This is a genomic window from Streptomyces sp. NPDC051913 (assembly GCF_044593635.1).
GTDB lineage: Bacteria > Actinomycetota > Actinomycetes > Streptomycetales > Streptomycetaceae > Streptomyces.
Genome location: NZ_JBIUCI010000013.1, coordinates 210200 through 234400 on the forward strand (window position 1 = coordinate 210200; position 24201 = coordinate 234400).

The following is a 24201-nucleotide window of genomic DNA, read 5'->3' on the forward strand; positions in this document are numbered from 1 at the left end:
CGGTGCCGGGGTCAAGAGTGCGCACAATGGGGGCATGGATCCCTCCGGCCTCCCCGTAAGCCCCTTGGAGCAGGCGTTGCACGCGGCACGCGCCCTCGTGCTCGCCGATCTGGTCGCGGGAGAGGTGGCCGACGCGGACGTCGTCTCGCTCGTCGAGGAGTCCGTGGTGCAGCGGCGCTGGTGGGTGGAACAGTGGCCGGCCGGCGCGGAATTCGTGGCCGGGCTGGTCGCGCAGGACGTTCAGGACGCGCTGCTGGAGCGGTACGGCCGCTGGCCGCTGTGCCCGGTGTGCGAGGTCGGCGATCCGCACGCGCTGGAGATCGAGCCGGAGCTCGGGCCCGATCCGCACTGGGTGTGCCACAAGGCGGGCGTGAAGGTCGCCTCGGTGGGCTCCCTGGGCCCGGCGACCGGCGGGACGCCCTCCTCGTGACCGTCTACATAGACCCACCCGCCTGGCCCGGGCACGGCCGGATGTGGTCCCACCTGGTGAGCGACGTGTCGTACGACGAACTCCACGCGTTCGCCGACGGCCTGGGCGTCCCGCGCCGTGCCTTCGAGCGCGACCACTACGACATCCCCTCGCACCGCTACGCGGACGTGGTCGCCGCCGGCGCGGTGGAGATCAGCAGCCGCGAGGTGGTGCGACTGCTGACCGAGTCGGGGCTGCGGAGGCCGAAGGGGCGCGCGGTCTAGTCCCGCTTACGCAAGTACAGCCGGAGCGTGGCGTCCTGTTCGTGTGGCTCGTGCTGTTCGTGCGCGTGCACTTCTCGTTGCTCCTCGACGGTCGCCCGGACGTACCCGGCGCGGGTGACCACGGCCTGCGAGGGGAGGTTCGTCTCCTCGATCGTCGCCATGAGCAGCCGTACGCCGTCCCGGGCCAGCGCCCACTCGCTCAGCGCGCGCAGCGCCTCCGTGGCGTAGCCCTGGCCGCGGGCCGACTCCGCGAGGTCGTAGCCGACCTCGGCGCGGCCGTCCTCGTCCGGGGCGCCGTGGAAGCCCATGCCGCCGACGGCCCGGCCGTCCTCCCGTCGTACGAGGACGAAGACGCCCCACTCCGGGCGGTGCACGCCCGCCTCGTACGCCTTGACCAGCATCCCGGCGGCTTCGCGGGTGCCGTCGTAGGGGCCGTCGGCGACCCACGCGTAGCCGCCGTCGCCGCCCATGCGCAGATCGGCGGCGGCCGCGGGGGTGAGGCCCTCCAGGGTGAGCCGGTCGGTGGGCAGGACGAGGTTGTTGTACCAGTCCCACTCGGTGACCGGGGCGCGGCCGGGCAGTTCGCCGCGGCCGGTGGCCCACAGCAGGGTGGGCCAGTGCGCGGGGCCGGGCTGGATGTGCGGGAACATGCGGGTGAGCACGAACTCGGCGAGTTCGGCCGGGGGTTCGTAGGGCAGGCCGAGCCCCTCGGCGATGTCGTGGGTGTGCAGCAGCACCTCCCCGACGGCGAGCGCGGCGAAGCCCTCGGGGTTGGCGGAGTAGTAGGGCCGAGGGTGGTAGGCGCGGGTCCTGGGTGGTGTCACCCGGACCGTCGCGGCGAGCAACACGCCTCCCCCTTCGATGAGTTGGAGCACCCGCGCGTTGTCCGTGCTGTCGTCGACCACGATGTCGAAGGGCCGGTAGGTGTCCTGCACCCGCCCGGCCAGCCGCCCCGCGTACACGATCAGATCCTGCGCGATGTGCTGGGCCGTCTCCCGGCAACTCCACTCGCACCGTCCGGCCCGCACACCGTCCCAGTCCCGCTCGACCGCGCCCCGCAGCACCGCCACGGCCCCCGCGACGGCCTCTTCCACTCGCTCCGCACCCCTGTTTCCCATGAGGGGCAGGCTATGAGCCCGGCGCCCTCACGGCGACAGCATTTCCAGCTCGGCGGCGAGGTTGTAGCGCGCGGTCGCCTCCCACTCGGCGGCCCCGTACGGCGTGCGGAACAGCCGGGGCAGCTCCAGGAGCTGCCGCAGGATCGCGGACCGCCCCTCCCGGAAGGCGTCGTTCGGCACGAACCCGTACTCCTCGCGCACGGCGGCCGTGTAGGCGGCGTAGGCGGCGGGCGGGGCGGCCAGGATCGCGAGATCGGCGTCGCACAGCACCTGCCCGTCATGGTCGTCGGCCCCCGGGTCGTGGGTGACGGTGAGCCGCACGAGCCGCGCCACCTCCGCGGCCTTCCCCTGCGCCACCCCGGCCTCGGGAAGGGCCCGCTCGGCGATCCGCGCCGACCGCTCCTCGTTCTCCGACCGCTCGGGCAGGTACACGGCGTCATGGAACCAGGCCGCGAGCCGTACGACGTCCGGGTCGTCCGCGTACTTCTCCAGTACGTCGACATGGTCGAGGACCGCGGTGAGGTGAGCGAGCGTGTGATACCGCCGCTGCGGCTCCTGCCAGCGGGCGAGGAGGTCGTCGGCGTAGAGAGCGGGGTCGGGGCCGTCGTCGGCGCCCCGCACCGACCGGAGCGCGTGGGAGAAACGGACGCGGAGGGCATCGAGATCGACCATGTACCGATTGTCGCGCGCCCCCTAGCGTGTGGGGCATGACGACGACTGAGGACGTACGCGACCCCGAACTGCCCGGCCTCCTTCTCATCACCGAGCGCGACGGTCTGGTCCCGCTCCTGCGGTCCCGCCCCGACACCGACTTCGAACGCCCCACGGACGGGTGTCCCGGCTGGACGGTCCGGGACGTGGTGGCGCACTGTTCGTCCGCGCTGATGCGGATCGTGGAGAGCCGTTACGAGAAGGGGGTCTTCTCGCCGGAGGCGAACAACCGGGACATCGCCGAGCGTGCCGAGTGGGGCAACGCGCAGGTCGTGGACGAGCTGGAGCGCGGGATGACGGAGGCCGGGCCGGTGATCGCCAAGGCGGGCGGGGCGCTGGACATGGCCGCGCTGGGGGAGTGGGTGCACGGCGGAGACGTGCGGGACGCGATCGGGGAGCCCGGCGCCTACACCGGCCCGGGTCTGCCGTACGCGCTCACCCTGCTGGCCCGCATCACCCGGGAGAAGGGCTGCCTGCCGCTCCACGCCGACCTGGACGACGTGGACGAGCCGCTCACGCTGGGCGCGGTGTCGGGCGAGCGGACCCCGGCCCGCTATATCGGGGATGCCGCGACTCTCGTACGGCTCTACTCGGGGCGTCCGGTGGCGGGGCGGACGTTCGAGCTGGCGGGCGCGGAGGCGAAGGAGCTGAACATCTTCTGGTGACCGGCGGCGATCTTGTCGCGGGCGCGGCGGCTGCGGGCGTACCCTGGATTGGACTAGACCTCTAGTCGCTCCAGTCGTCGTCCTGTCGCCTACGCCAACGAACGGGGTCCCATGAGCAAGCGTGCAGTCCTCGAGGTCATCGCCCTCGACGCCGAGGACGCGATCGCGGCGCAGGCCGGCGGCGCGGACCGGCTGGAGCTGGTGACCGACATGGCGGCCGACGGACTGACGCCGCCCGTGGCGACCTTCAGCGCCATCCGGGCCGCCGTCGACATCGACCTGCGCGTGATGCTCCGCCTGACGGACGGCTTCGCCGCGGGAGACGTGGGCCGGTTGGTCCGCACCGCCGGTGAGCTGCGCGCGGCGGGCGCGGACCAGTTCGTGCTCGGCTTCCTCGACGCGGAGGGCGGCGTGGACCTGGCGGCGGTGGAGCGCGTGGTCGCCGAACTGGACGGCGCCCGATGGACCTTCCACCGCGCCATCGACCACACCGCGGACCGGGACGCCCTGCGCAAGCAGCTGGCAGACCTGCCGGGCCTGGACACCTACCTCACGGCGGGCTCGGCGCAGGGCGTCGACTCCGGGCTCCCGACGCTGCTGGCGGAGGCGGCGAAGAGTGGGGAGCCCGGGTACGAGCAGCAGATCCTGGTGGGCGGGGGTTTGGAGCTGGAGCATGTCCCGCACCTGCTGGCAGCCGGGGTCGACGCTTTCCACATCGGCGGAGCGGCAAGACCACAGGGCTGGGAACACCCGGTATCGGCAAAGGCGGTAGCGGAGTGGCGTCGCCTGTTGAAGGGCATTCAACAGGCACCCCATTGCTGAGATCCCTGCCCGCCTAGGCGAGTTGCCGGGGCAGCGGTGCCGCATGGGTGACGATCAGACCCGACACCGCGCGGGTGAGGCAGACGTACAGCCGCCGCAGTCCCGTCCGCTCGTCCGGCTCGCCGTCGACGACCGCCCGCGGCTCGTCGAGGACCACGTAGTCGTACTCGAGGCCCTTCGCGAGCGACGCCGGTACCAGTGTCAGCCGGGTCTCCTCGGTCGTCTCCTCGCCGGGCGCGAGATGACCGATGCCGGCCGTGTCGAGGGCTTCCGCCAGTGCCGGCACGCGCGCGTCCGCCGCGATCAGGCCGGTCGAGCCCTCGTTGCGCAGCAACTCCTCGCAGGCGGCGACGACTTCGGCCGGGTCGCCGATCTCGCGCAGATCGAAGAAGCCGGGGTTCTCACGCACCGACGCGACCGGGGTGAGGCCGGGAGCGATGTGCGGCAGCAGCCGGGAGGCGTACGTGATGACGTCGGTCGGCACCCGGAAACCCGCCGTCAGTTCCTCGATGACGCCGTCCGCCTTGCCGAGGTGGGTGAGCGCCTCGTCCCAACTCCGCGTCGCCCAGGGCGTGGTGCCCTGCGCGAGGTCGCCGAGGACGGTCGCCGAGCCGGTGGTGCAGCGGCGGCCCACCGCCCGGTACTGCATGGGGGAGAGGTCCTGCGCCTCGTCCAGCACCACATGCCCGAGCGAGTGCGTGCGCGCGACGACGTCCGTCGCCTCGTCGATCAACACGGCGTCCGCGGCGGACCACTTGGCCGACTTCACCGACCGTACCGGCTTCGCCCACAGGATCGTCTTCTGCTCGTCCTCGTCGAGGATCCCGTCCGCGTGGGCGGCGAGGAAGTCCGCGTCCGTCAGCAGCCGCAGCACCAGCTTCGCCGGATCGACCGGCGGCCAGACCTCCTTCACGGCCGCCTTCACCGCCGGGTTGCGGGCCACCGCGTCCTGCACCCGGTCGTCCGGCGCCTCGCCCGCGCGCTCCATCTGCACCAGCACCGCGTGCGCGATGCGCTGCGGAAGGGCGTCACGGGCGGCGCCGTAGCGGATGTCACGGTCGAGCAACTCGCGGACGATGTCCTCCAGTTCGTATGCCGGAACCCGCCAACGGCGTGAGCCGCGCACGACCATGACCGGCTCGGTCGGCATCGTGACATGCGAGTAGACCGCCCGCCGGAGCACCTCCGCCATCCTCGCGTCACCCTTGATGACCGCGGCGGGTGCGTCGTCCGTCCCCCGCACCTCGACGCCCTTGGCGACCAGGTCGTCGACCGTGGCCTGCTGCACGCTCAACTCGCCCAGCGCGGGCAGCACCTGCTCGATGTAGTGCAGGAAGGACCGGTTCGGCCCGATGACCAGGGTGCCGGTGCGGGCGAGCCGGTCGCGATGGGCGTACAGCAGATACGCGACCCGGTGCAGACCCACGGCGGTCTTCCCGGTCCCCGGCCCTCCCTGCACGCACACGGTCCCACCCAGCCCCGACCGAACGATCTCGTCCTGCTCGGGCTGGATGGTGGCGACGATGTCCCGCATCGGACCCACACGCGGGCGCTCGATCTCCTGCTGGAGGAGCTTGCTGGTGGCCGCCGCCTCGGCCGGGTCGGAGAGGTGCTCGTCCTCGTACGCCGTGATGTCGCCGCGCGTGTACCCGAAGCGGCGGCGCAGACCGACGTCCATCGGGTCCTTCTTCGACGCCCGGTAGAACGGCTGCGAGACCGGCGCACGCCAGTCGATGACCATCGGGTCGCCGTCGTGGTCGTGGACGTGCCGGCGCCCGATGTAGAAGCGCTCGCCCTCGGCGCCCTCCGCCTGCTCGGCGCCCGGGGCGTGCAGATAGTCGAGGCGGCCGAAGAACAGGGGGGTGTCGCTGAGGTCGGCCAGCGCCTTGATGCGCTCGTTGATCTGGCGTTCCAGGATCTGGGCGTTGACCCAGTTCGCGGTGACGTCCTTGATGTCGAGGGACTCGGCGTCCTCCCGCATGGCGCGCAGGGCGGCGCGGGACGCGGTGAGATGGCCGCGCTCGCGGCCGAGGGGGTCGTCGGCGGGCGTGGACAAGGGGGTGCCTCCGAAGGTGCTGCGGACTGAGTGGCTGCTGGGCGCTGCGACATGCCGACCGGTTTCCGTCCGGTCGGCGGCACTCCGCGGGGGAGGCGGGCAAGAGCGGAGATTGTAGGTGAGGGGGACGAGGAGCCGCCAATGGATTTCCGCGGCCCCTCCCCCTAAGGGACGGCCCCTACGACTCAGGTATCGCAGCAAGTCGGGACCTTGGACCGATGCCCTCCTTATGCCTCGAAAGCCACCATGGAGACATGAGTGCAGCGACCATCACCCCAGCGCCCGGTCGCCCGTCCGGGGCGACCCCCCTCACCGACAGCCACCCCACCCACCGCATCGGCGACATCCTCCGCGCGATACGCGTCTTCGCCGGCGCGGCCTTCGAAGTGATCGTCCTCGGCGAGTACGGCGAGGAAGCCGGCGTCCGCCGCAAGAAGTAGGCCCCCCGGGGCCCGGCCCCCCGTCCTCAGCCCTCCGCCAGGAGCTCGTCGGCGTCCACGATCCGGTAGGCGTACCCCTGCTCCGCCAGGAACCGCTGCCGGTGCGCGGCGAAGTCCTGGTCGATCGTGTCGCGGGCGACCACGGAGTAGAAGTGGGCCTGGTGCCCGTCCGCCTTGGGCCGCAGCACCCGCCCCAGCCGCTGCGCCTCCTCCTGCCGGGACCCGAAGGTGCCCGACACCTGGATGGCGACCGTGGCCTCCGGCAGGTCGATGGAGAAGTTCGCCACCTTCGAGACGACGAGGACGCTGATCTCGCCCTCCCGGAAGGCGTCGAAGAGCTTCTCGCGCTGCGCGTTCGGCGTCTCGCCCTTGATGACCGGCGCCCCGAGGTGCTCCCCGAGCTCGTCGAGCTGGTCGATGTACTGCCCGATGACCAGGATCTGCTGCCCGGCGAAGCGCCGCACGATCGCCTCGGTCACCTTCCGCTTCGTCGCGGTGGTGGCACAGAAGCGGTACTTCTCCTCCTGCTCCGCCGTGGCGTACGCGAGCCGCTCGGAGTCGGTCAGGTTGACCCGGACCTCGACACAGTCGGCGGGCGCGATGTAGCCCTGCGCCTCGATCTCCTTCCAGGGCGCGTCGAACCGCTTGGGGCCGATGAGCGAGAAGACGTCCGACTCCCGCCCGTCCTCCCGGACGAGGGTCGCGGTCAGCCCCAGCCGCCGCCGGGCCTGGAGGTCGGCGGTGAACTTGAACACGGGGGCCGGCAGCAGATGCACCTCGTCATAGACGATCAGCCCCCAGTCGCGGGAGTCGAACAGCTCCAGGTGCGGATAGACACCCTTACGCCTGGTCGTCAGCACCTGGTAGGTGGCGATGGTGACGGGCCGGATCTCCTTCCTCGTCCCGCTGTACTCGCCGATCTCGTCCTCGGTCAGCGAGGTCCGCTTCACCAGCTCGTGCTTCCACTGCCGGGCGGAGACGGTGTTGGTGACGAGGATGAGCGTGGTCGACTTGGCCTGCGCCATGGACCCGGCGCCGACGAGCGTCTTCCCGGCACCACAGGGCAGGACCACGACCCCACTGCCACCGTGCCAGAAGTTCTCCACGGCCTGCTTCTGGTACGGGCGCAGCGCCCAGCCGTCCTCGGCCAGCTCGATGGGATGCGCCTCGCCGTCCACGTACCCGGCGAGGTCCTCGGCCGGCCAGCCCAGCTTCAGCAGGGTCTGCTTGATCTGGCCGCGCTCGGAGGGGTGCACGACGACGGTGTCCGGGTCGAGCCGGGCCCCGACCAGCGGCGCGACCTTCTTCGACCGCAGGATCTCCTCCAGCACCGGGCGGTCGGTGGTGGTCAGCACGAGCCCGTGCGCCGGGTGCTTGGAGAGCGTCAGCCGTCCGTACCGGTCCATGGTCTCGGCGACGTCCACGAGCAGCGCGTGCGGCACCGGATACCGGCTGTACTGCACGAGCGCGTCGACGACCTGCTCGGCGTCGTGCCCGGCCGCGCGCGCGTTCCACAGCCCCAGCGGCGTCACCCGGTACGTGTGGATGTGCTCCGGCGCCCGCTCCAGCTCCGCGAACGGCGCGATGGCCCGACGGCACTCGTCGGCCTGCTCGTGGTCGACTTCCAGGAGCAGGGTCTTGTCCGACTGGACGATCAGCGGTCCGTTCACGTACGCACTTCCCTTCCGCACGGGCCAAACCTCCAGTGTGCCGTATGCGGCGGGAAGCGGGTTCTCGGAAGACCGCCGTCGTGGGCAACCCCTGACCGGCGTCGTCTGTCTAGTCGGGCGGGGACCGGCGGAGTGAGGAGCACGCGGTGATGTCGGTGGGCAGATGGGGGTTCGGCGTCGGGGCCACGGCGGTACTGGTGGCCACCGGGGCATGGGTGATGTGGCCGCAGGACGTCGACCCCGACCTGTGGCACGAGATACGGCCCGCGATAGAGGCACGCCTGGAGGCCGAGTCGCACGGCACCGGGTACGGCGAGACCGTCCCGGAGCTCGACGCGCGCTGGTTCTGCCACGCGGAGGCACTGGAGCTCGACGAGCGCGACGGGGTCGTCCGGGCGGGCGTCGACACGCTCTGCATGGAGTACGGCGTCCAGGCACACGCCCTCGTCGAGTGCTCCGGCGCCCATGTCCCGCAGGTGCTGCGCCTGGAGCGGGACACGTCCGGCGGCTACCGGATCGTGTCCCAGGAGGAGCCGCCCGACGGGGCGGGGTACGCGGAGTGGACCCACGCCCACTTCGGTCACTTCACCCGCGCCGAACTCGACGACAGCCTCTCGGCCACGCCCCTGGAAGCCGCCGCCCGCACCCACTTCGGCCTGGCCGCGGACGCCCCGGTGAGCGACTGCTAGCCGCCGGGCCCCGGGGCCTGTCCGGCGGATCATGCCGCAGACGCGGGGCTTGGGACGCCCACCTGCGGCGTTGTCGTCGGTTGCCGACGCTCCGCGTCGCCGCCCTCCTCCGCCTTGCAGCTGGACGCCCCAAGCCCCGCTCACCGGCGTCAATGAGGCGCCGCGCTTCCCTGCGACCTGATCCGCCGGACAGGCCCTAGTCGTCGGCGAGCTCCGCGACCCCCGTGATCCGGTGCAGTGGATAGGTCCGTACCTCGTCCGCCGTGTGGTCGTACGCGGTGACGAAGCCGCCCTCGACCCGGACCGGGGCGATGACGCGCTGGCTGGCGGCGCCCTCGGCGTTGACGTAGCCGATCCACAGGGCCTCGCCGGTCAGGACGGCGGCCTGCATGGTGGCGAGGGTCTCGGCGGAGCCGGTGCGGGGGAGTCCACCGGCCGGGGTCGCCGAGGGCGTCTGCTTGCGGGGGGCCGTGGAGGCCAGGTCACCGGCGCGGATCGCGCGGATCGCCGCCGTCAGCAGCGTGGCGTCCGGCACCGGCGGGCCGTCCGGGACCGGCTCGGGTGCCGTGCGCGGCGGGGTGCGGTGGGCGTGCGCGCGGGCGATGAGGACATCGCCCTCGGCGGACTCGGCGGCGGGCGCGAAGCCCATCGAGCGCAGCCCGTCCAGGAGGGCGGCCGGATCGGTCTGCGCGGCGAGGACGGTGGGCGCCAGGCGGCGCAGCCCGAGCCCGGCGGCGCGCTTGTCGGCGAGGATCTCGTTGAGCACGGCGTCGTCGTCGCACCGCACGTACGCGGAGGCCGCGCCGACCCGTAGATGCCCGTGCTTGCGGGCCACGTCGTCGATCAGATAGGCCAGCGGCTGCGGCACCGGCGTACGGGAGTGCGCGGTGAGGAAGGCGTGCAGGTCGGAGGCGGACCGCCCGGCGTCCAGCGCCCGCCGCACCGAGCCCGGCGTGAACCGGTACACGGTCGCGCCACCCTTCGACTCCACGTCCGCCAGCACCCCCAGCGTGTCCGCGAGCGGCCGTTGCAGCGGCCCGGGCGCCACCGCCGTCAGGTCGGCCTGGAGCAGCACATGGTCGAGGGGCTCGGGCAGCAGCGGCGCGAGCAGCCGCCCGGCGGCCGCGGTGGCGACGGCCTGCTCGGCCGCGGAGAGGGGTTCCGGGTGGGGTGCCGGCAGGGGGTGATGGCGCACGGGGAGCTTGTCGCCGGGGCCGGTCGGCTCCTGCGCCGCGGCCCGGACGGGGACGGCGGCCCCCAGCAGGGCCCGCCCGTGCGCCGACAGCGCCCCCCGCCCGGTGACGCCGAGCAGCTCGGCCTCACTGAGCGTCCACTGGGCGAGACGGGAACGGAGGTCGTCCTCACGGCGCTGTGGCCGCTCCCACCGCAGCCGCGCGAGCACCGACTCCGCCGCCGGTGCCGCCCCCTCCGGGAGCCCCGCCAGCAGCGTCAGCACCCGGTGGCGTACCTCCGACGCGGCGCTGCGGTCCAGGCCCGGACCGAGTGCCGACAGGGCTCGTTCCTTGGCGTCCCGGCCGCCGACCAGCCCGGGTGTGCGGGTCGCGGCCAGCCATGCCTCCGCGAGCCGCGCCCAGCGTTCGGCGGCGGGCCGCTCCAGCCACTCGTCGTACGCCGGGGTCGCCGCGTACCGCTCGTCGGCCTCCCCGTCGGAGGCCAGCAGCCCGGCGGCGTAGGCCAGTTCGACCCAGAACGCGGCGACGGGCTCGGGCACGTCGAGGGCGACCGCGGTCCGCTTCAGGTCCCGCACGCTCAGCCCGCCGGCCCGCAGCACCGTCGGACCGCCCTCGTCCCAGTCCTTCAGCAGCTCCTCCACGGTCGCCAGCGCCGTGTACGCCTGTCCGGCCGCCGTCGCGTCCACAACCTGTGGACGGTAGGTCGCCACCGCCTCCACGACCGGCGGCACCGGCTCGGTCACCTGGTGCGCGAGCCCGCCGCGCAGATGCAGCGCGACCTCCCGCGGCAGGACGACCGTCCCCGGCGACGTCGGCAGCAGCAGCCCGAGGTCGAGAAGCCGCCGCAGCCGGGGCGCCGGATCCGCGGTGACCTGCCCGTACGGCGGCCCCCACACCAGCCGCCGCAGCACGTCGAGGGACTCCTCCGGCAGCCCGCCGAGCAGCTTCGCCATCCGCTTGCGGTCGGTGAACAGCCCGGCCAGCGCGGCCACCGCCGACACGGAGTCGTGCGTGGACGGCAGCCCGGCCGCCGCCACGAGCTCCTGGATCCGCCCCGGCGACATCCCCGCCGACGCCTCCTGCACGGTCGGCCCGAGCCCCGTCGGCGACGGGTGCTGCGGCGAGGGAGCGAGCAGTTCCCGCGCGGTGCGCACCAGCCGCAGCCGCTCGTCCTCGCCCCACACCAGCGCCTGCTCGCGCAGCGTGCCCAGCGCCCGGGGCAGCGCGGCGGCGACGGCAGGGTCCCCGGCGTCCCCGGCCATCAGCCCGAGCAGTTCCGTCCGCGACGCCGGGTCCTGGGCCACCGCGAGCGCCTCCGCCGTCTGGAGCGCGAACCGGTCCAGGCGTTCGAGGGCGCGCACGACCGAGGCACGCGTCCCGGCGCGGGTCGCGAGCTGGGTGAGGTCGGTGGGGACGGGGGTGATGAGATCGGGGCGGGCCCGCAGCAGCAGGGCCAGGGAGGCGTCGTCCCTGGCCCGGAGGGCTTCGGCGAGGGAGCGGGGCGGGGTGGCCGGGGTGCTCATCCGACCCACGGTAGCGGGTGGGTACGACGGTGCGGCGCGGCCCAGCGGGTCGCAACGCGCCCCGGCGGCACGACCGTACGCGGCGACGTCGGCCGCCCCGCGCGCGATACCGTCACCCACGGGGCATCAACCCGCCGCCCCCCGGAGGGACTTCGTGGGTATCGAGAGCGATCAGGTCGTCTACGAGTATCTGAGCCGCGTCGGCGACGTCGCGCAGCAGCGGCAGTTGCCGTCCGGCACGCGCATGCGCCTCGTCTCCGAGCTGCGCAACGAGATCGACCGGCGCCGCGCCAAGGCCCCCGTGGACAGTCCCGCGGCCGTGCGCCGCATCATCGACCATCTCGGCAGCCCCGACGACGTCGTCACCGCGGCCGGCGGCGCCCCGCAGAGCGCCTCGGTGCCCGCGCCCACACCCACGGCCGTACCCGTGCAGCGTGACCGGGAGGTGGCGGAGCCGCGTCCCAAGGGGCTGCGCCGCATCATCCCCAAGCCCCGCCCCGCCGAGACCTCCGAGACGCCGGACCAGGCCCCCGCCCCGCCGCATCTGGCCGCCGCGGCCGAGCTCGGGGACAGCGAGCTCCAGCCCGACTGGTGGCGGCTGGACGACACCCCGTTCGGCGCCGGGGAGAGCGTCCCGGGCTTCGTGGGCGGCGTGGAGATCCCCGAGCTGCTCAAGCCTCCGCCGCCGAAGCGGGACCCGAAGCCGCCGGTCGAGAAGGCCGGGCGGCCCGAGGAAGAGGAACCGGAAGAGGCCGCCGAGGAGGTCGCGGCCCCACGCCGACGCCTCCCGTCCCTCTTCCGGGGCCCCAAGGGCAGGTGGACCAACCCCCTGCTCCTGCTCGCCGCCGTTCTTCTGGTCGCGGGCGCGGTGATCGGCAACCTCGTCGTGCTCCTCCTCGGCTGGCTGATCGCCTACGCCTCACGGCGGCTGACCGACGCCGAGACGAAGTGGGCGGTGATGTACCTGCCCGGCCTGGCGCTCACCGCCGGGATCGTGTGGCTGTGGGGCCGGCACGAGGGCCGCTGGGGCGAGCCCGTCGCCGAGGGCCAGATGAACGCCGCGGTCGCCGACACCTGGCCGTGGGTGGTGCGGGGCGCGGCGGTGGCGTCGGCGCTGTTCCTGGTGTGGCGGTCGCAGCGGCAGCGGTAGGCCGTCCTCGTCCGCTGTCCGTCCGCCGTACCGACTGGGCACAATGGCCTATATGGCCACTGCACCCATCTCCGCCCCGACCGTCGGCTTCGATCTCGACATGACCCTCATCGACTCCCGCCCCGGCATCCGCGCCTGCTATGTGGCGCTCGCCGAGCGGACGGGGACGTACATCGACGCCGATCTCGCCGTCACCCGGCTCGGGCCGCCGCTGGCTCAGGAGATGGCCCACTGGTTCCCCGCGGAGCAGGTCCCGGCCGTCGCCGATCTCTACCGCGAGCTCTACCCGACGTACGCCATCACCGGCACCCTCGCGATGCCGGGTGCCCGGGAGGCGATAGCGGCCGTGCGGGCGGCGGGCGGCCGGGCCGTCGTCGTGACCGCCAAGTGGGAGCCCAACGCCAAGCTGCACATGGAGCACCTGGGCATGGCGCCCGACGCGGTCATCGGCAACCTGTGGGCCGAGCAGAAGGCCGTTGCCCTGCGCGAGCACGGGGCGAGCGTGTACGTCGGCGACCACGTCGGTGATGTGCGCGGCGCCCGCACCGCCGGGGCGCTGTCCGTGGCGGTGCCTACGGGCCCGTGCAGCGCGGCGGAGCTGACCGAGGCCGGCGCGGACGTCGTGCTCGACGACCTCACCCGGTTCCCCGACTGGCTCGCCGGCTACCTTCCGGCCCGCGCCTGACGCCGTCCCGCGGCGACCGAGCGGAGCACCCCTGCCCCGGCCACCAGGAATCCGACGCCCATCAGCATGCTCAGTCCGAACATGTACGTCGGAAAGGGCGTCGTACCGAGCAGGAACGGGGCCACGGTGACCAGAGTGGCCACGGCACCGATGAAGAACACGACGGCTCCGGCACGGATCAGTCGGTCACCGGGCACGGCGGAATTCGTTTGGGTTTTGTCACGCACCGGACCAGGGTAGTTCCCTGCCCGAAGGAACAACCGGGCGACGTCTTGTCACCGGCCTGAAGACCATTAGCCTTGGTACCGGCGGGTCCCGACGACCCGCCCCAGTGCTATCAAGAGCCGTTTCAGAAGCAGTTTTCCGACGAGTACGAGGACGAGGAACAGACGTGCCTACCGGCAAGGTCAAGTGGTTCAACAGCGAGAAGGGCTTCGGCTTTCTCTCCCGCGACGACGGCGGTGACGTCTTCGTCCATTCCTCGGTCCTCCCCGCCGGAGTCGAGACACTGAAGCCGGGCCAGCGAGTGGAGTTCGGGGTCGTCGCCGGACAGCGCGGTGACCAGGCCCTTTCGGTCGTCATCCTCGATCCGACCCCGTCGGTCGCGGCCGCCACCCGTAAGAAGCCGGACGAACTGGCCTCCATCGTCCAGGATTTGACGACCCTCCTGGAGAACATCACACCGATGCTGGAGCGTGGCCGCTACCCCGACAAGGTCGCCGGAAAGAAGATCGCCGGCCTGCTGCGCGCGGTCGCCGACCAACTCGACGTATAGAAGCCCTACGGAACACGTACGGAAGACGTACCGAACTGGTGGATTTCTAAGGGAATTCCAGTGCGTCCGGGCCGAGGGGCGGCACCAGCCCCTCGGCCGCCGCACGTGTCAGCAGTCCCCTGACCGCGGCGTATCCGTCCGCGCCGAGATCCGCCGTGAACTCGTTGACGTACAGCCCGATGTGCTGGTCGGCGACGGCCGGGTCCATCTCCTGGGCGTGTTCCATGACGTACGGCCGGGACAGCTCGGGCTCGTCCCAGGCGGCGCGCACGGAGCGGCGGATGGAGTCGGCGAGCAGCGTCAGCGTCTCCGTCCCCAGCGACCGCTTGGCGATGATCGCGCCCAGCGGAATGGGCAGCCCGGTGGTGTCCTCCCAGTGCTCGCCCATGTCGGCGAGCTTGTGCAGCCCGTAGCTCTGGTAGGTGAACCGGGCCTCGTGGATGACGAGTCCGGCGTCGACCTTTCCGTCCCGCACGGCCGGCATGATCTCGTGGAACGGCAGGACGACGATCTCGCCGACCCCGCCCGGCAGGGTGTCCGCCGCCCACAGCCGGAACAGCAGGTACGCCGTCGACCGCTCGCTCGGCACCGCCACCGTCCGGCCGGTGAGGTCCAGGCCCGCCTCCCGGGTCAGCACCAGCGGCCCGCAGCCCCGCCCCAGCGCGCCCCCGCAGGGCAGCAGCGCGTACTCGTCGAGGACGTACGGCAGGACGGCGTACGACACCTTCAGCACATCCAGCTCACCGCGCTCGGCCAGGCCGTTGGTGATGTCGATGTCCGCGAACGTGACGTCCAGCGCGGGCGCGCCCGGCACCCGGCCGTGCGCGAGGGCGTCGAAGACGAAGGTGTCGTTCGGGCAGGGGGAGTAAGCGATGTCGAGGCTCATACCGTGTTCCAACTCTCCAGTACGGGTGCGAGCTTCCCGAAGCCCTCCGCCAGGGCTTCCAGCGCGTCGCCGATCCGCCAGGCGGCGCGGTCGCGCGGGCCGACGGGGTTGGAGACGGCCCGGATCTCCAGCACGGGCACCCCGTGCACCGCGGCGGCCTCGGCGACCCCGAAGCCCTCCATCGCCTCGGCGAGCGCGGTGGGGTGACGGTCCTTCAGGAGGGCCGCGCGGGCGGCGGTGCCGGTCACGGTCGAGACGGTGAGCACGGCTCCGGCGCGGGCCCCGGTGGCGGCGACGGCATCTCGTACGAGTGCTTCCGGCGGACGATGGCTGACGGTACCGAAGCCCAGTTCGGTGACCGGCACGAACCCGTCGGCCGTCTCCGCGCCCAGGTCCGCCGCGGTGATCTCGTCGGCGACGACGAGCGACCCGACGGGCGCGTCGGGGAGGAAGCCCCCGGCGATCCCGGCGGAGACGACAAGGCCGTGAGGGGCCGCTGCGAGGGCGGTGGCGGTCGCCGCGGCGGCGCGGGCGGGGCCCACCCCCGCCGCGATCACCTCGACGTCCCTCGCCCCCGCCAACGCGCGAGCCACCGCGTCCCGTTCGACCAGGACCGCGGTGGCTACGAGGATGCGCATGGCGTACGACGGCTCAGGCGTCGGCGTTGACGAGCTTGAAGTTCCAGACGCCCTTGTACTTCTCGCTGGCGCCGCTCTTCGTCTTGTCCTGCTCGACGATGCTGATGTACAGCGTCTTCGGGGCGGCCTGGCCCTGCTGGTCGGCGAAGAGGTCGACGCCCTGGAAGGAGTAGTACGTCTTCTTGTAGACCGTCGTGACCTGCTGGCCGTTGATCCACAGCGCCCAGCCGGTGTCCGCGATCTTCGGGTCGACGCCGATGCGGAGGGTCTCGCTCTGGGCGACCTCGATCGAGTCGGACGCTTTCTTCAGGGCGCACTTGGTGGCCTTCTCCTGGCCGAGGTTGTCACCGTCCTCGTAGCAGGTGGCCTCGGCGCTGATGGAGTTCTTGCCGACCGTCACGGTCGCGCGGGGCGTCGGCTTGTCACAGGCCGACAGGACGAGCAGTCCGGCGGAAACGGCGCCGAGGACGGCGACGGCGCGGCGGCGTCGCACAGCGGCTTGCATCGTGGTCATGGCCGAAGGCTATCGGGCAGGTGCGGCAGTCTCTTTATGCGGGGTACGGCGTGCCCTGTTCGTTACGCCACGCGCGCGCCCGGACGGCCCCCGTGGCGGGCCGAGCTCAGCAGCCCCTTCACCGTCGCCAGCCAGCCCACGGCGATCACCGCGGCGGCCACCGCGAGGCCCAGGGTGCCGTTGAGGGGCATCACGATGCCGACCGCGCCGCCGAACACCCAGGCCATCTGGAGCATCGTCTCCGAGCGGGCGAACGCCGAGGTGCGCACCTGTTCGGGCACGTCCCGCTGGATCAGCGCGTCCAGGGACAGCTTGGCGAGGGCCAGCGAGAAACCGGCGATCGCGGTGAGGACGGCGACGAGGAACGCGCCGAAGAAGACCGCGGCCGTGATCGCCGTGCCCAGCACCACCACCAGGACGGTCACGATGATGATCTCCGGCGCGCGGGAGCGCAGCCCGGCGCCGACCGCCGTGCCGAGCGCGTTGCCCACCCCGGCCGACACGGCCACGATCCCGAGCGAGACGGCCGCGCTCTCCCCGGTCAGGGGGTGCTCGCGCAGCAGGAAGGCGAGGAAGAACGTGAGGAACCCGGACAGCCAGCGCAGGGACGCGTTGGCGGCGAGGGCGTGGGTGACGGCGATACCGACGGTCCGCAGCCCCGGCCGCTTGGCCGACTTCCGGTGGGGTCCGTGCAGATGCTCCTCGTCCGCCGCGAGCAGCGCCACGTCCTCGCCCTTGGCGGAGTCGACCTTGGGGGGCAGCGTGAAGGACAGGAACGTCCCCGCGATGAAGATCACGAAGGCGCCGTAGAGGGGCCAGCGCGGCCCGAGCGCCTGGAGCCCGGCCCCGACGGGCGCGGCGACACCGGTGGCGAGGAGCCCGCCGAGCGTGACCCGGGAGTTGGCCTTGACGAGGGAGAACTTGGGCGGCAGCAGCCGGGGCACCACGGCGCTTCTGACGACCCCGTACGCCTTGGAGGAGACCAGCACCCCCAGCGCCGCCGGATACAGCTCGATGCTGCCCGTGACCACCGCCCCGGACAGCACCAGGGCCAGCAGGGCGCGGGCCAGCATGGCCCCGGCCATGGCGGCGCGGCGCCCATGGGGCAGCCGGTCGAGGAGCGGGCCGATCACCGGGGCCAGGACGGTGAAGGGGGCCATCGTGATGGCGAGGTACAGGGCGACACGCCCGCGTGCCTCGTCGGTGGGGACGGAGAAGAACACGGTCGAGGCGAGCGCGATCGTGATCATCACATCGCCCGCGCCGTTCACACCGTGCAGCTCGATCAGCTTGCCGAGGCCGGATTCCCCCGCCCCGTGGGCGTGTGTGGCCTTGCGGATGCCGCGCGCGGGGCCGGTCACCGGGAAGTGCAGGGCACGCCCGACGGAGCGCAGAGAACCTCGCGTCCGGCCGTTGCCCTTGATCCCGGTGGCCCCATGGGGCGTCTTAGCGGTTGCCACGACGTTCATAGTGCCCCGAGTGAGGCGTTCGTAGTGCGGTTACCGCGCGTATGTCCGTGCTTTCGTGAGGTGCTTTCGTGCCGTGCCGAGTCGGATGGGTGGGGGTAAACGTCCCGTCGGTGTAGGCCGTACGCACGCGAGCAGGTAGCGTGCGTATCTCAGCCATCCCGCAGAATGGATGGACAGGTGCGCCCGAGTGCGAGCGGGCGCGGACGTCGACGCGGCCCTCCGGTCCGCTCCGTCCGCCCCACCGCGCGTTCAGGCAGGCGCACCAGAGAGACGGCGTAGGAGAGAAGCGATACCTGTGAGCGCAGCGACCACGCGAAGCCGCACCCCCGACCGCCTGTGCGCCGAGGCCGTCGACCTCGCCCGCGCCGCAGCCGAGGAGGCGGCGGCGCCCGGCGTAGTCGGCGAGCACACGGGTGCGGTCTCCGAGGGAGACCGGGTCGTCACGCACTTCTTCGAGTGCAAGGAAATGGGTTACCGCGGCTGGCGCTGGGCGGTGACGGTGGCGAGGGCGTCGCGCGCCAAGAACGTGACCCTCGACGAGGTCGTCCTGCTGCCCGGGCCCGACGCCCTCCTGGCCCCGGAATGGGTCCCCTGGAGCGAGCGCCTGCGCCCCGGCGACATGGGCCCCGGCGACCTCCTGCCCACCGACGCCGAGGACCTCCGCCTGGAGCCCGGCTACTCCGGCGAGGACGAGCCGATCCCGAGCTCGGCGGTCTCGGAGGAGATGGCGGAGCTGGTGGAGGCGGAGGACGCGGAGGTGACCGCGGGCACCCCCTCCCACCTCCCGGTGGCCCCCACCCGGGGCACGATCGCCGCGCTCGCCGAGGAACTGGGCATGCGCCGCGCCCGGGTCCTGTCCCGCTACGGCCTGCACAGCGCCGCGGACCGCTGGGAGGAGTCGTTCGGCTCCAAGACCCCCATGGCCCAGGCGGCCCCCGCCACTTGCGTCAGCTGCGGCTTCCTCACCCCCATCGGCGGCTCCCTCGGCCAGGCCTTCGGCGTCTGCGCCAACGAGTTCGCCCCCGCGGACGGCAGGGTGGTCTCCCTCTCCTACGGCTGCGGCGGCCACTCGGAGGCGGCGATCATGCCGAAGCCGCCCCGCCCGGCGCCCCCGGTGATCGACGAGACGAAGGTCGACGCCTTCCCCCTCCGCCCGGCGGCGGACTCGGGTTCGGTCCCCGATGTCTCGGACGAGGCGACGGCGGAGCTGGGGCACTCCTAGGGGCGCCGGCTCAGCTTTCGTAGCGGGGCAGGCCCTCCGTCGAGATGGTCCAGTCGCCGATGGCCGGTGGCGGTGCGGGGGTCGAAGACGTAGACGGGGATGCCCATCAGGGGGTGGTCGCGCATCGGCGCCGGGCCCTCCGAGGTAGGGCGGCATCCTCCCACCGGCTCAGCGGCGCCGCAGTGACGCGTCCAGCAGGGCCGGCGGGGTGTTGAACTTCTCGTGGGCCGCCAGGTCCGTGCCGGGGGCCACGATCGCGTCGATCGCGTCCAGGACGTCGGCCGGCAACACCGTGTCCGCCGCCTCAAGCTGGGACGCCAGGTGTTCCGGCGTACGCGGGCCGATCAGCGCGCTCGTCACCGCCCGGTGCGCGGTCACGAAGCGCAGCGCCAGTTGGATCAGGGTGAGGCCCGCGTCGTCCGCCACCTCGGCCAGCCGTTCCACCGCGGCCAGCCGCGCCTGGTTGTACGGCAGGCTCAGGTCGAAGCGGTCCGGCATGAACGCCGAGCGGTTCGTGGTGACTTCCCGGCCCTCGCGGACCGCGCCCGTGAGCCACCCCGACGCCAGCGGGCTCCACACCAGCACCCCCAGCCCGTACTCCTCAGCCACCGGCAGGACGTCGGCCTCCACACCCCGCTGGAGGACTGAATAGCTGGGCTGCTCGGTGACGTAGCGGGCGAGATGCGCCGAGCGGGACGTCCACTGCGCCTGCACCATCCGGTACGCCGGGAACGTCGACGACCCGAAGTAGCGGATCTTTCCGGCCCGTTGGAGGTCGGTCAGGGCCGACAGGGTCTCCTCGTCGCTGGTCTCCGGGTCCCAGCGGTGGATCTGGTAGAGGTCGACGTGGTCCACGCCCAGGCGGCGCAGACTGTCGTCGAGGGCCTGCGTCAGCCAGCGGCGGGAGGTGCCGCGGTGGTTGGGCCTGTCCTCCGCCATCGGCATGGCCGCCTTCGTGGCCAGTACGACGTCCTCCCGGCGGCCCGCTATCGCCTTGCCGACCATCTCCTCCGACTCCCCGCCGCCGTACCAGTCGGCGGTGTCGATCAGGTTCACGCCCGCCTCCAGTGCCGTGTCGACGAGGGCGGCGGCCTCTTCCTGGGTGGTGCGTCCGATCGCGCCGAAGTTCATGGCGCCGAGCGCCAGGGTGCTGACCTGCACACCGGTGCGGCCCAAGGTGCGGTACTGCATGAGCGTTCCTTCCGACGGAGAAACGGAACCATGTTCCGGATCTGGCATGACGAAACGATACGGAACCATGTTCCGTTTCTGCAAGCGTCCGCCTCCCCATGTCGTACCGTTGGTCCGTGAACGACCCCGACGCCCCCGCCCCGCCCCGGCGGAAAGACGCCCGGCGCAACCAGGAGACGCTCCTCGACGCCGCCGCCACGGTCTTCGTCGCCAAGGGCGTCGACGCGCCCGTGCGGGACATCGCGACCGAGGCCGGGGTCGGGCTCGGCACCATCTACCGGCACTTCCCGACCCGCGCCGACCTCGTCATCGCCGTCTACCGGCATCAGATCGAGGCCTGTGCGGAGGCCGGGCCCACCCTGCTGACCGAAGGGCCCACGCCGTACGCCGCCCTGGTCCGGTGGATCGACCTCTTCGTCGACTTCCTCGTCACCAAGCACGGCCTCGCCGCCGTGCTCCAGCCCGGCAACGCCGACTTCGAGGCGCTGCACACCCACTTCCTCGACCGGCTCGTGCCCGTCTGCGCCGAACTGCTCGACGCCGCGGCCGAGGAGATCGGCTCCGAGGTGACGGCGTACGAGCTGATGCGCGGCGTCGGCAACCTCTGCATCGGCGCGGACACCGACCCCCGCTACGACGCGCGCCGCATGGTCGGGCTCCTCGTCGCGGGCCTGCGCCGGCCGCGAGGCTGACGGGAGATCCCGTCGAGGGCCCAAGACCAACTCGCGGTACCTTCGTCGCACGCAGACGAGGAGAGCCATCGTGAGCAAGTTCGTGCGGCCCGCAGCCGAGGGAGCCGACCCGTTCGGGACCGCCCGTCTCAGGCGGGGCGTGCTCGACGCCTGGGCGACCAGTCCCGCCCGGTTCCGGGAGGACGCGAACGCCGAGGAGGACCTCGTCCTCGGCGGATACCGGGACCGGCTCGTCGTCGAGCTCGCCCAGAACGCCGCCGACGCCGCCGCCAGAGCGGGGGTGCCGGGACGGCTGCGCCTGACCCTGCGCGACGGTGTCCTCGTCGCCGCCAACACCGGTGCCCCGCTGGACGCCGCCGGTGTCGAGTCGCTCTCCACCCTCCGCGCCTCCGCCAAGCGCGACACCCCCGCCGACGCGCCCTCCGAGGGGGCGTCCTCCGCCGGTGCGTCCTCCGTCGGGCGTTTCGGCGTCGGTTTCGCCGCCGTCCTCGCCGTCACCGACGAGCCCGCGGTCGTCGGCCGCCACGGAGGCGTGCGCTGGTCCCTCGCCGAGGCGCGCGACCGCGCCTCCGAGACCGCCCTGCGCAGCCCGGGCCTGGGCGACGAGATCAGGCGGCGCGACGGGCACGTCCCGCTCCTGCGGCTCCCCTTCGCCGCCGAGGGCACCGCCCCCGACGGCTACGACACCGCCGTCATCCTGCCGCTGCGCGACACCGCCGCCGCCGATCTCGCCGAGCGGCTCGTGCACGCCGTCGACGACGCCCTGCTCCTCGCCCTTCCCGGTCTTGAGGAGGTCGTGATCGAGGCGGGCGCCGATGTCCGCACCCTCCGCCGCCGCACCGACGGCGCCTTCGTCGTCGTAGCGGACGCGCGGGACGGTGAAACCGGCGCGACCACCTGGCGGGTCACCTCCGCGCACGGGCCGCTCACCCCCGAGCTGCTCGCCGACCGGCCCGTCGAGGAGCGGCTGCGGCCGCACTGGTCGGTCACCTGGGCCGTGCCGGTGGACGCGGAGGGGGCGCCGGTCCGGCCCCGCACCAGCCCCGTCGTCCACGCCCCCACCCCCAGCGACGAGCCGCTCGGCGTGCCCGCGCTCCTCATCGCCTCCTTCCCCCTCGACCCCACCCGGCGGCACGCCGCGCCCGGTCCGCTGACCGACTTCCTCGTGCAGCGGGCGGCGGACGCCTACGCCGAACTGCTCGCCGCCTGGCGGCCGGTGGGCGTCGGGATCATCGACCTCGTGCCCGGCCCGCTGGGCAAGGGGGAGCTGGACGGAGCGCTGCGGCAGGCCGTGCTGGAGCGGCTGCCGCGCACCGCCTTCCTGCCGCCCGTCCACGAGCCCACCGACGAACTGCCCGAGGCGCTGCGGCCCAGGGAGGCGGAGGTCGTCGAGGGCGCGGGCGCGGACACCGTCCGGGTGCTAGCCGAAGTGCTGCCGACCCTGCTCCCCGCCGGCCTCGAACGCCGCGTGGAACTGCGGACGTTGGGCGTCGCGCGGGTGCCTCTCACCGACGCGATCGACCGGCTCGCCGGCCTGGAGAAGGAGCCGGAGTGGTGGCGGCGGCTCTACGACAGCCTCGCCGGCGTCGACCCCGACCGGCTCTCCGGGCTGCCCGTGCCGCTCGCCGACGGGCGGACGACCATCGGCCCCCGGCAGGTGCTGCTGCCCACGCCCGACAGTGCCGCCGTCGATCCCGAAGTCCTCGCCCGGCTCGGGCTGAAGGTCGCCCACCCGGACGGCGCCCACCCCCTGCTCGAGAAGCTGGGCGCCCTGCCCGCCTCCCCGCGAGCCGTCCTCACGACCCCCCAGGTACGGGCCGCCGTCGCCGCCTCGCTGGACGACGAAGGCCCGCTCGACTGGGAGCAGGACACCCTCGACTCCGAGGAACTCGCCGACACCGTCCTGGCGTTGGTCCGCGACGCGGGCCTCGAACCCGGTGACGAGCCCTGGCTCGGCGCACTGGCCCTTCCCGACGAGGACGGCGAACCCGCCCCCGCCGGTGAACTGGTCTTCCCCGGCAGCCCCTTCCACCAGGTCATCCGGGAGGGCGAACTCGCCACTGTCGACGCCGAGTTGGCGGACCGCTGGGGCGAACAGCCGCTCGCCGCCTGCGGTGTGCTCGCCGGCTTCGCCCTCGTCCGCGCCACCGACGTCGTCCTCGACCCGGATGAACTGGAGCCGCGCGACGGGGACTTCGCAGAACCCGACGACGCCGGACTGCTGGACGCCGTGGACGTGTGGAGCGAGGACGTCCTCGACCGCTTCCCCGACTCACCGGTCCCGCCGGTCGCCACCGAGCTGGTCGCCGTACGGGACCTGGAACTGGTCGACGAGGAGCGCTGGCCCGAGGCCCTCGCGCTGCTCGCCCGTCCGCCGCTGCGGGACGCGCTCACCCAGCAGGTGCGGATCCTGCTGCCGGACGGCACCCATGAAGTCGTACGGCCGTACACCGCATGGTGGTTGCGCGGCCACCCGGTGCTCGACGGCCGCCGCCCGGCGGGTCTGCTGGCGGCGGGCGGCGACCCCCTCCTGCGCGGGCTGTACGACGAGGCCGACGCGACCGGGTTCGACGACGAGCAGGTGCTGCGGGCGCTGGGCGTACGCACGTCCGTCGCCGCGCTGCTCGACGAGCCGGGCGGCGCGGCCGAGCTGCTGGACCGGCTGGCCGACCCCGAGCGGGAGGTCAGCGGGGCCCAACTGCACGCCCTCTACGGGGCCCTGGCCGAACTCGACCCGGAACAGGTGACGCTGCCCGAGGAGTTGCGGGCCGTGGTCGACGGGCATGTGGAGGTCGTGGACGCCGCCGACGCCGTGGTCGTCGACTCGCCCGACCTGCTGCCCTTCACCTACGGGGTGCCGCTGCTGCCGGTGCGGCCGAGCCGGGCCGCCGAGCTGGCCGAGCTGTTCCAGGTGCGGCGGCTGAGCGAGTCGGTGACGGGGTCGGTGGACTCCGAGGGCACCGAGCACGACGTACCGGACTCGGTGCGGGTGCTGCTCGGGGCGCGGACCCCGGCGTCGTACGTCGAGCACGAGGAGCTCGTCGTGGACGGCGTGGAGATCGACTGGCGGCTGACCGGCGACGGGATCCTGCACGCCGCGACCCTGGAAGGGGTCGCCGCCGGGCTGGCCTGGGCGGCGGGGCAGTGGCCCCGGCGGTTCGAGGTGGCGGCGCTGCTGGAGGACCCGTCGCGGACGGAGGAGCTGGCGCGGGATCGCTGGTTCGACTGACGCGGAAGGCGCTGTCCGGCCGGTCTGGAAAATTTCCGAACAAATTTCTTACCGGCCGTACAACCATTCCCATGCGCCGTGAATCTGATCAGCTGAGTCAACAGACTCACCGATCACTCTGGGCCCAGGCGTGCTGACACGACCGTGGGGGACGATCTCCGTCGGGGCCC

General features: G+C 72.9%; 24 protein-coding genes. 12 read left to right on the forward strand and 12 right to left on the reverse strand.

The genetic code is table 11. The features are described 5' to 3' along the window. The first annotated feature begins 34 nt into the window (after positions 1 to 34). Complete coding sequence (locus ACIHIX_RS33545; protein WP_399962838.1) at positions 35 to 430, forward strand: hypothetical protein; 396 nt, start codon at positions 35 to 37, stop codon at positions 428 to 430. Beyond that, entirely contained in the window at positions 427 to 693 is a 267-nt protein-coding gene (locus ACIHIX_RS33550) for a DUF4031 domain-containing protein (RefSeq protein WP_399962841.1), read from the forward strand. Before ACIHIX_RS33545 ends, ACIHIX_RS33550 begins: the two co-directional genes overlap by 4 nt. On the opposite strand, the gene ACIHIX_RS33555 is transcribed toward ACIHIX_RS33550, so the two are convergent. Both ACIHIX_RS33555 and ACIHIX_RS33560 read right to left on the reverse strand, forming a co-directional pair. Continuing rightward, a complete protein-coding gene (locus ACIHIX_RS33555; RefSeq protein WP_399962843.1) occupies positions 690 to 1811 on the reverse strand; it encodes a GNAT family N-acetyltransferase in 1122 nt (373 codons plus the stop codon). The two genes, ACIHIX_RS33550 and ACIHIX_RS33555, sit on opposite strands and share 4 nt — an antisense overlap. Before the next feature lie 27 nt (positions 1812 to 1838). Then, positions 1839 to 2483, reverse strand: coding sequence for a hypothetical protein (locus ACIHIX_RS33560; RefSeq protein ID WP_399962845.1), 645 nt, complete (start codon positions 2481 to 2483; stop codon positions 1839 to 1841). 35 nt (positions 2484 to 2518) lie between these two features. On the opposite strand from ACIHIX_RS33560, the gene ACIHIX_RS33565 reads away from it, so the two are divergent. Together ACIHIX_RS33565 and ACIHIX_RS33570 are read left to right on the forward strand one after the other, a co-directional pair. Beyond that, a complete protein-coding gene (locus ACIHIX_RS33565) occupies positions 2519 to 3187 on the forward strand; it encodes a maleylpyruvate isomerase family mycothiol-dependent enzyme (protein ID WP_399962847.1) in 669 nt (222 codons plus the stop codon). A 111-nt stretch (positions 3188 to 3298) separates the two neighbouring features. Further along, positions 3299 to 4009 carry a copper homeostasis protein CutC gene (locus ACIHIX_RS33570; RefSeq protein WP_399962849.1) on the forward strand — a complete coding sequence of 237 codons (711 nt, stop codon included), beginning with the start codon at positions 3299 to 3301 and terminating at the stop codon, positions 4007 to 4009. 13 nt (positions 4010 to 4022) lie between these two features. On the opposite strand, the gene ACIHIX_RS33575 is transcribed toward ACIHIX_RS33570, so the two are convergent. Beyond that, entirely contained in the window at positions 4023 to 6065 is a 2043-nt protein-coding gene (locus ACIHIX_RS33575) for a HelD family protein (protein ID WP_399962851.1), read from the reverse strand. A gap of 254 nt (positions 6066 to 6319) precedes the next feature. Between ACIHIX_RS33575 and ACIHIX_RS33580 the strand changes: the two genes are divergently transcribed. Beyond that, a complete protein-coding gene (locus ACIHIX_RS33580) occupies positions 6320 to 6505 on the forward strand; it encodes a hypothetical protein (protein WP_399962852.1) in 186 nt (61 codons plus the stop codon). 26 nt (positions 6506 to 6531) lie between these two features. Here the strand turns inward: ACIHIX_RS33580 and ACIHIX_RS33585 are convergent, their stop codons facing one another. Then, positions 6532 to 8175: a DNA repair helicase XPB gene (locus tag ACIHIX_RS33585; protein ID WP_399962854.1), complete on the reverse strand. Its 1644-nt coding sequence runs from the start codon at positions 8173 to 8175 to the stop codon at positions 6532 to 6534. 149 nt (positions 8176 to 8324) lie between these two features. Between ACIHIX_RS33585 and ACIHIX_RS33590 the strand changes: the two genes are divergently transcribed. Further along, complete coding sequence (locus ACIHIX_RS33590) at positions 8325 to 8864, forward strand: hypothetical protein (RefSeq protein ID WP_399962856.1); 540 nt, start codon at positions 8325 to 8327, stop codon at positions 8862 to 8864. 196 nt (positions 8865 to 9060) lie between these two features. Here ACIHIX_RS33590 and ACIHIX_RS33595 read toward each other — a convergent pair whose 3' ends face one another. Further along, entirely contained in the window at positions 9061 to 11580 is a 2520-nt protein-coding gene (locus tag ACIHIX_RS33595; protein WP_399962857.1) for a helicase-associated domain-containing protein, read from the reverse strand. A gap of 154 nt (positions 11581 to 11734) precedes the next feature. On the opposite strand from ACIHIX_RS33595, the gene ACIHIX_RS33600 reads away from it, so the two are divergent. Together ACIHIX_RS33600 and ACIHIX_RS33605 are read left to right on the forward strand one after the other, a co-directional pair. Next, positions 11735 to 12730, forward strand: a complete 996-nt coding sequence (locus ACIHIX_RS33600) for a hypothetical protein (RefSeq protein ID WP_399962859.1) — start codon at positions 11735 to 11737, stop codon at positions 12728 to 12730. Between the two features lie 52 nt (positions 12731 to 12782). Beyond that, positions 12783 to 13415 carry an HAD family hydrolase gene (locus ACIHIX_RS33605; RefSeq protein WP_399962861.1) on the forward strand — a complete coding sequence of 211 codons (633 nt, stop codon included), beginning with the start codon at positions 12783 to 12785 and terminating at the stop codon, positions 13413 to 13415. Here ACIHIX_RS33605 and ACIHIX_RS33610 read toward each other — a convergent pair. Further along, positions 13394 to 13642 carry a hypothetical protein gene (locus ACIHIX_RS33610; protein ID WP_399962863.1) on the reverse strand — a complete coding sequence of 83 codons (249 nt, stop codon included), beginning with the start codon at positions 13640 to 13642 and terminating at the stop codon, positions 13394 to 13396. The genes ACIHIX_RS33605 and ACIHIX_RS33610 overlap by 22 nt on opposite strands. A 164-nt stretch (positions 13643 to 13806) precedes the next feature. Here ACIHIX_RS33610 and ACIHIX_RS33615 point away from each other — a divergent pair, with 164 nt between their 5' ends. Next, complete coding sequence (locus tag ACIHIX_RS33615; RefSeq protein ID WP_059195867.1) at positions 13807 to 14190, forward strand: cold-shock protein; 384 nt, start codon at positions 13807 to 13809, stop codon at positions 14188 to 14190. 46 nt (positions 14191 to 14236) lie between these two features. Here ACIHIX_RS33615 and ACIHIX_RS33620 read toward each other — a convergent pair whose 3' ends face one another. The 4 genes from ACIHIX_RS33620 to ACIHIX_RS33635 all read right to left on the reverse strand — a co-directional run bounded on the left by ACIHIX_RS33620 (position 14237) and on the right by ACIHIX_RS33635 (position 17688). Continuing rightward, positions 14237 to 15076, reverse strand: a complete 840-nt coding sequence (locus ACIHIX_RS33620) for a 1,4-dihydroxy-6-naphthoate synthase (RefSeq protein WP_399962865.1) — start codon at positions 15074 to 15076, stop codon at positions 14237 to 14239. Beyond that, a complete protein-coding gene (locus tag ACIHIX_RS33625) occupies positions 15073 to 15714 on the reverse strand; it encodes a futalosine hydrolase (protein ID WP_399962867.1) in 642 nt (213 codons plus the stop codon). The genes ACIHIX_RS33620 and ACIHIX_RS33625 overlap by 4 nt, the downstream gene beginning before the upstream one ends. 13 nt (positions 15715 to 15727) lie before the next feature. Beyond that, positions 15728 to 16228 (reverse strand): hypothetical protein, encoded by a 501-nt coding sequence (locus ACIHIX_RS33630; RefSeq protein ID WP_399962868.1) that lies wholly within the window; start codon positions 16226 to 16228, stop codon positions 15728 to 15730. A 62-nt stretch (positions 16229 to 16290) separates the two neighbouring features. Next, on the reverse strand, positions 16291 to 17688 hold the full coding sequence (locus tag ACIHIX_RS33635; protein WP_399962870.1) for an MFS transporter: 1398 nt from the start codon (positions 17686 to 17688) through the stop codon (positions 16291 to 16293). Positions 17689 to 17992: 304 nt separating this feature from the next. Between ACIHIX_RS33635 and ACIHIX_RS33640 the strand changes: the two genes are divergently transcribed. After that, on the forward strand, positions 17993 to 18919 hold the full coding sequence (locus tag ACIHIX_RS33640; RefSeq protein WP_399962872.1) for a DUF3027 domain-containing protein: 927 nt from the start codon (positions 17993 to 17995) through the stop codon (positions 18917 to 18919). On the opposite strand, the gene ACIHIX_RS33645 is transcribed toward ACIHIX_RS33640, so the two are convergent. Further along, positions 18916 to 19044: a hypothetical protein gene (locus tag ACIHIX_RS33645; protein WP_399962874.1), complete on the reverse strand. Its 129-nt coding sequence runs from the start codon at positions 19042 to 19044 to the stop codon at positions 18916 to 18918. The two genes, ACIHIX_RS33640 and ACIHIX_RS33645, sit on opposite strands and share 4 nt — an antisense overlap. Positions 19045 to 19087: 43 nt before the next feature. Further along, on the reverse strand, positions 19088 to 20110 hold the full coding sequence (locus ACIHIX_RS33650; RefSeq protein WP_399962876.1) for an aldo/keto reductase: 1023 nt from the start codon (positions 20108 to 20110) through the stop codon (positions 19088 to 19090). 116 nt (positions 20111 to 20226) lie between these two features. On the opposite strand from ACIHIX_RS33650, the gene ACIHIX_RS33655 reads away from it, so the two are divergent. Together ACIHIX_RS33655 and ACIHIX_RS33660 are read left to right on the forward strand one after the other, a co-directional pair. Continuing rightward, on the forward strand, positions 20227 to 20802 hold the full coding sequence (locus ACIHIX_RS33655; protein ID WP_399962878.1) for a TetR/AcrR family transcriptional regulator: 576 nt from the start codon (positions 20227 to 20229) through the stop codon (positions 20800 to 20802). Between the two features lie 70 nt (positions 20803 to 20872). After that, the gene (locus ACIHIX_RS33660; protein WP_399962879.1) at positions 20873 to 24031 is read left to right on the forward strand and encodes a sacsin N-terminal ATP-binding-like domain-containing protein; all 3159 of its coding nucleotides are present in this window, start codon (positions 20873 to 20875) and stop codon (positions 24029 to 24031) included. Positions 24032 to 24201: the final 170 nt, after the last annotated feature.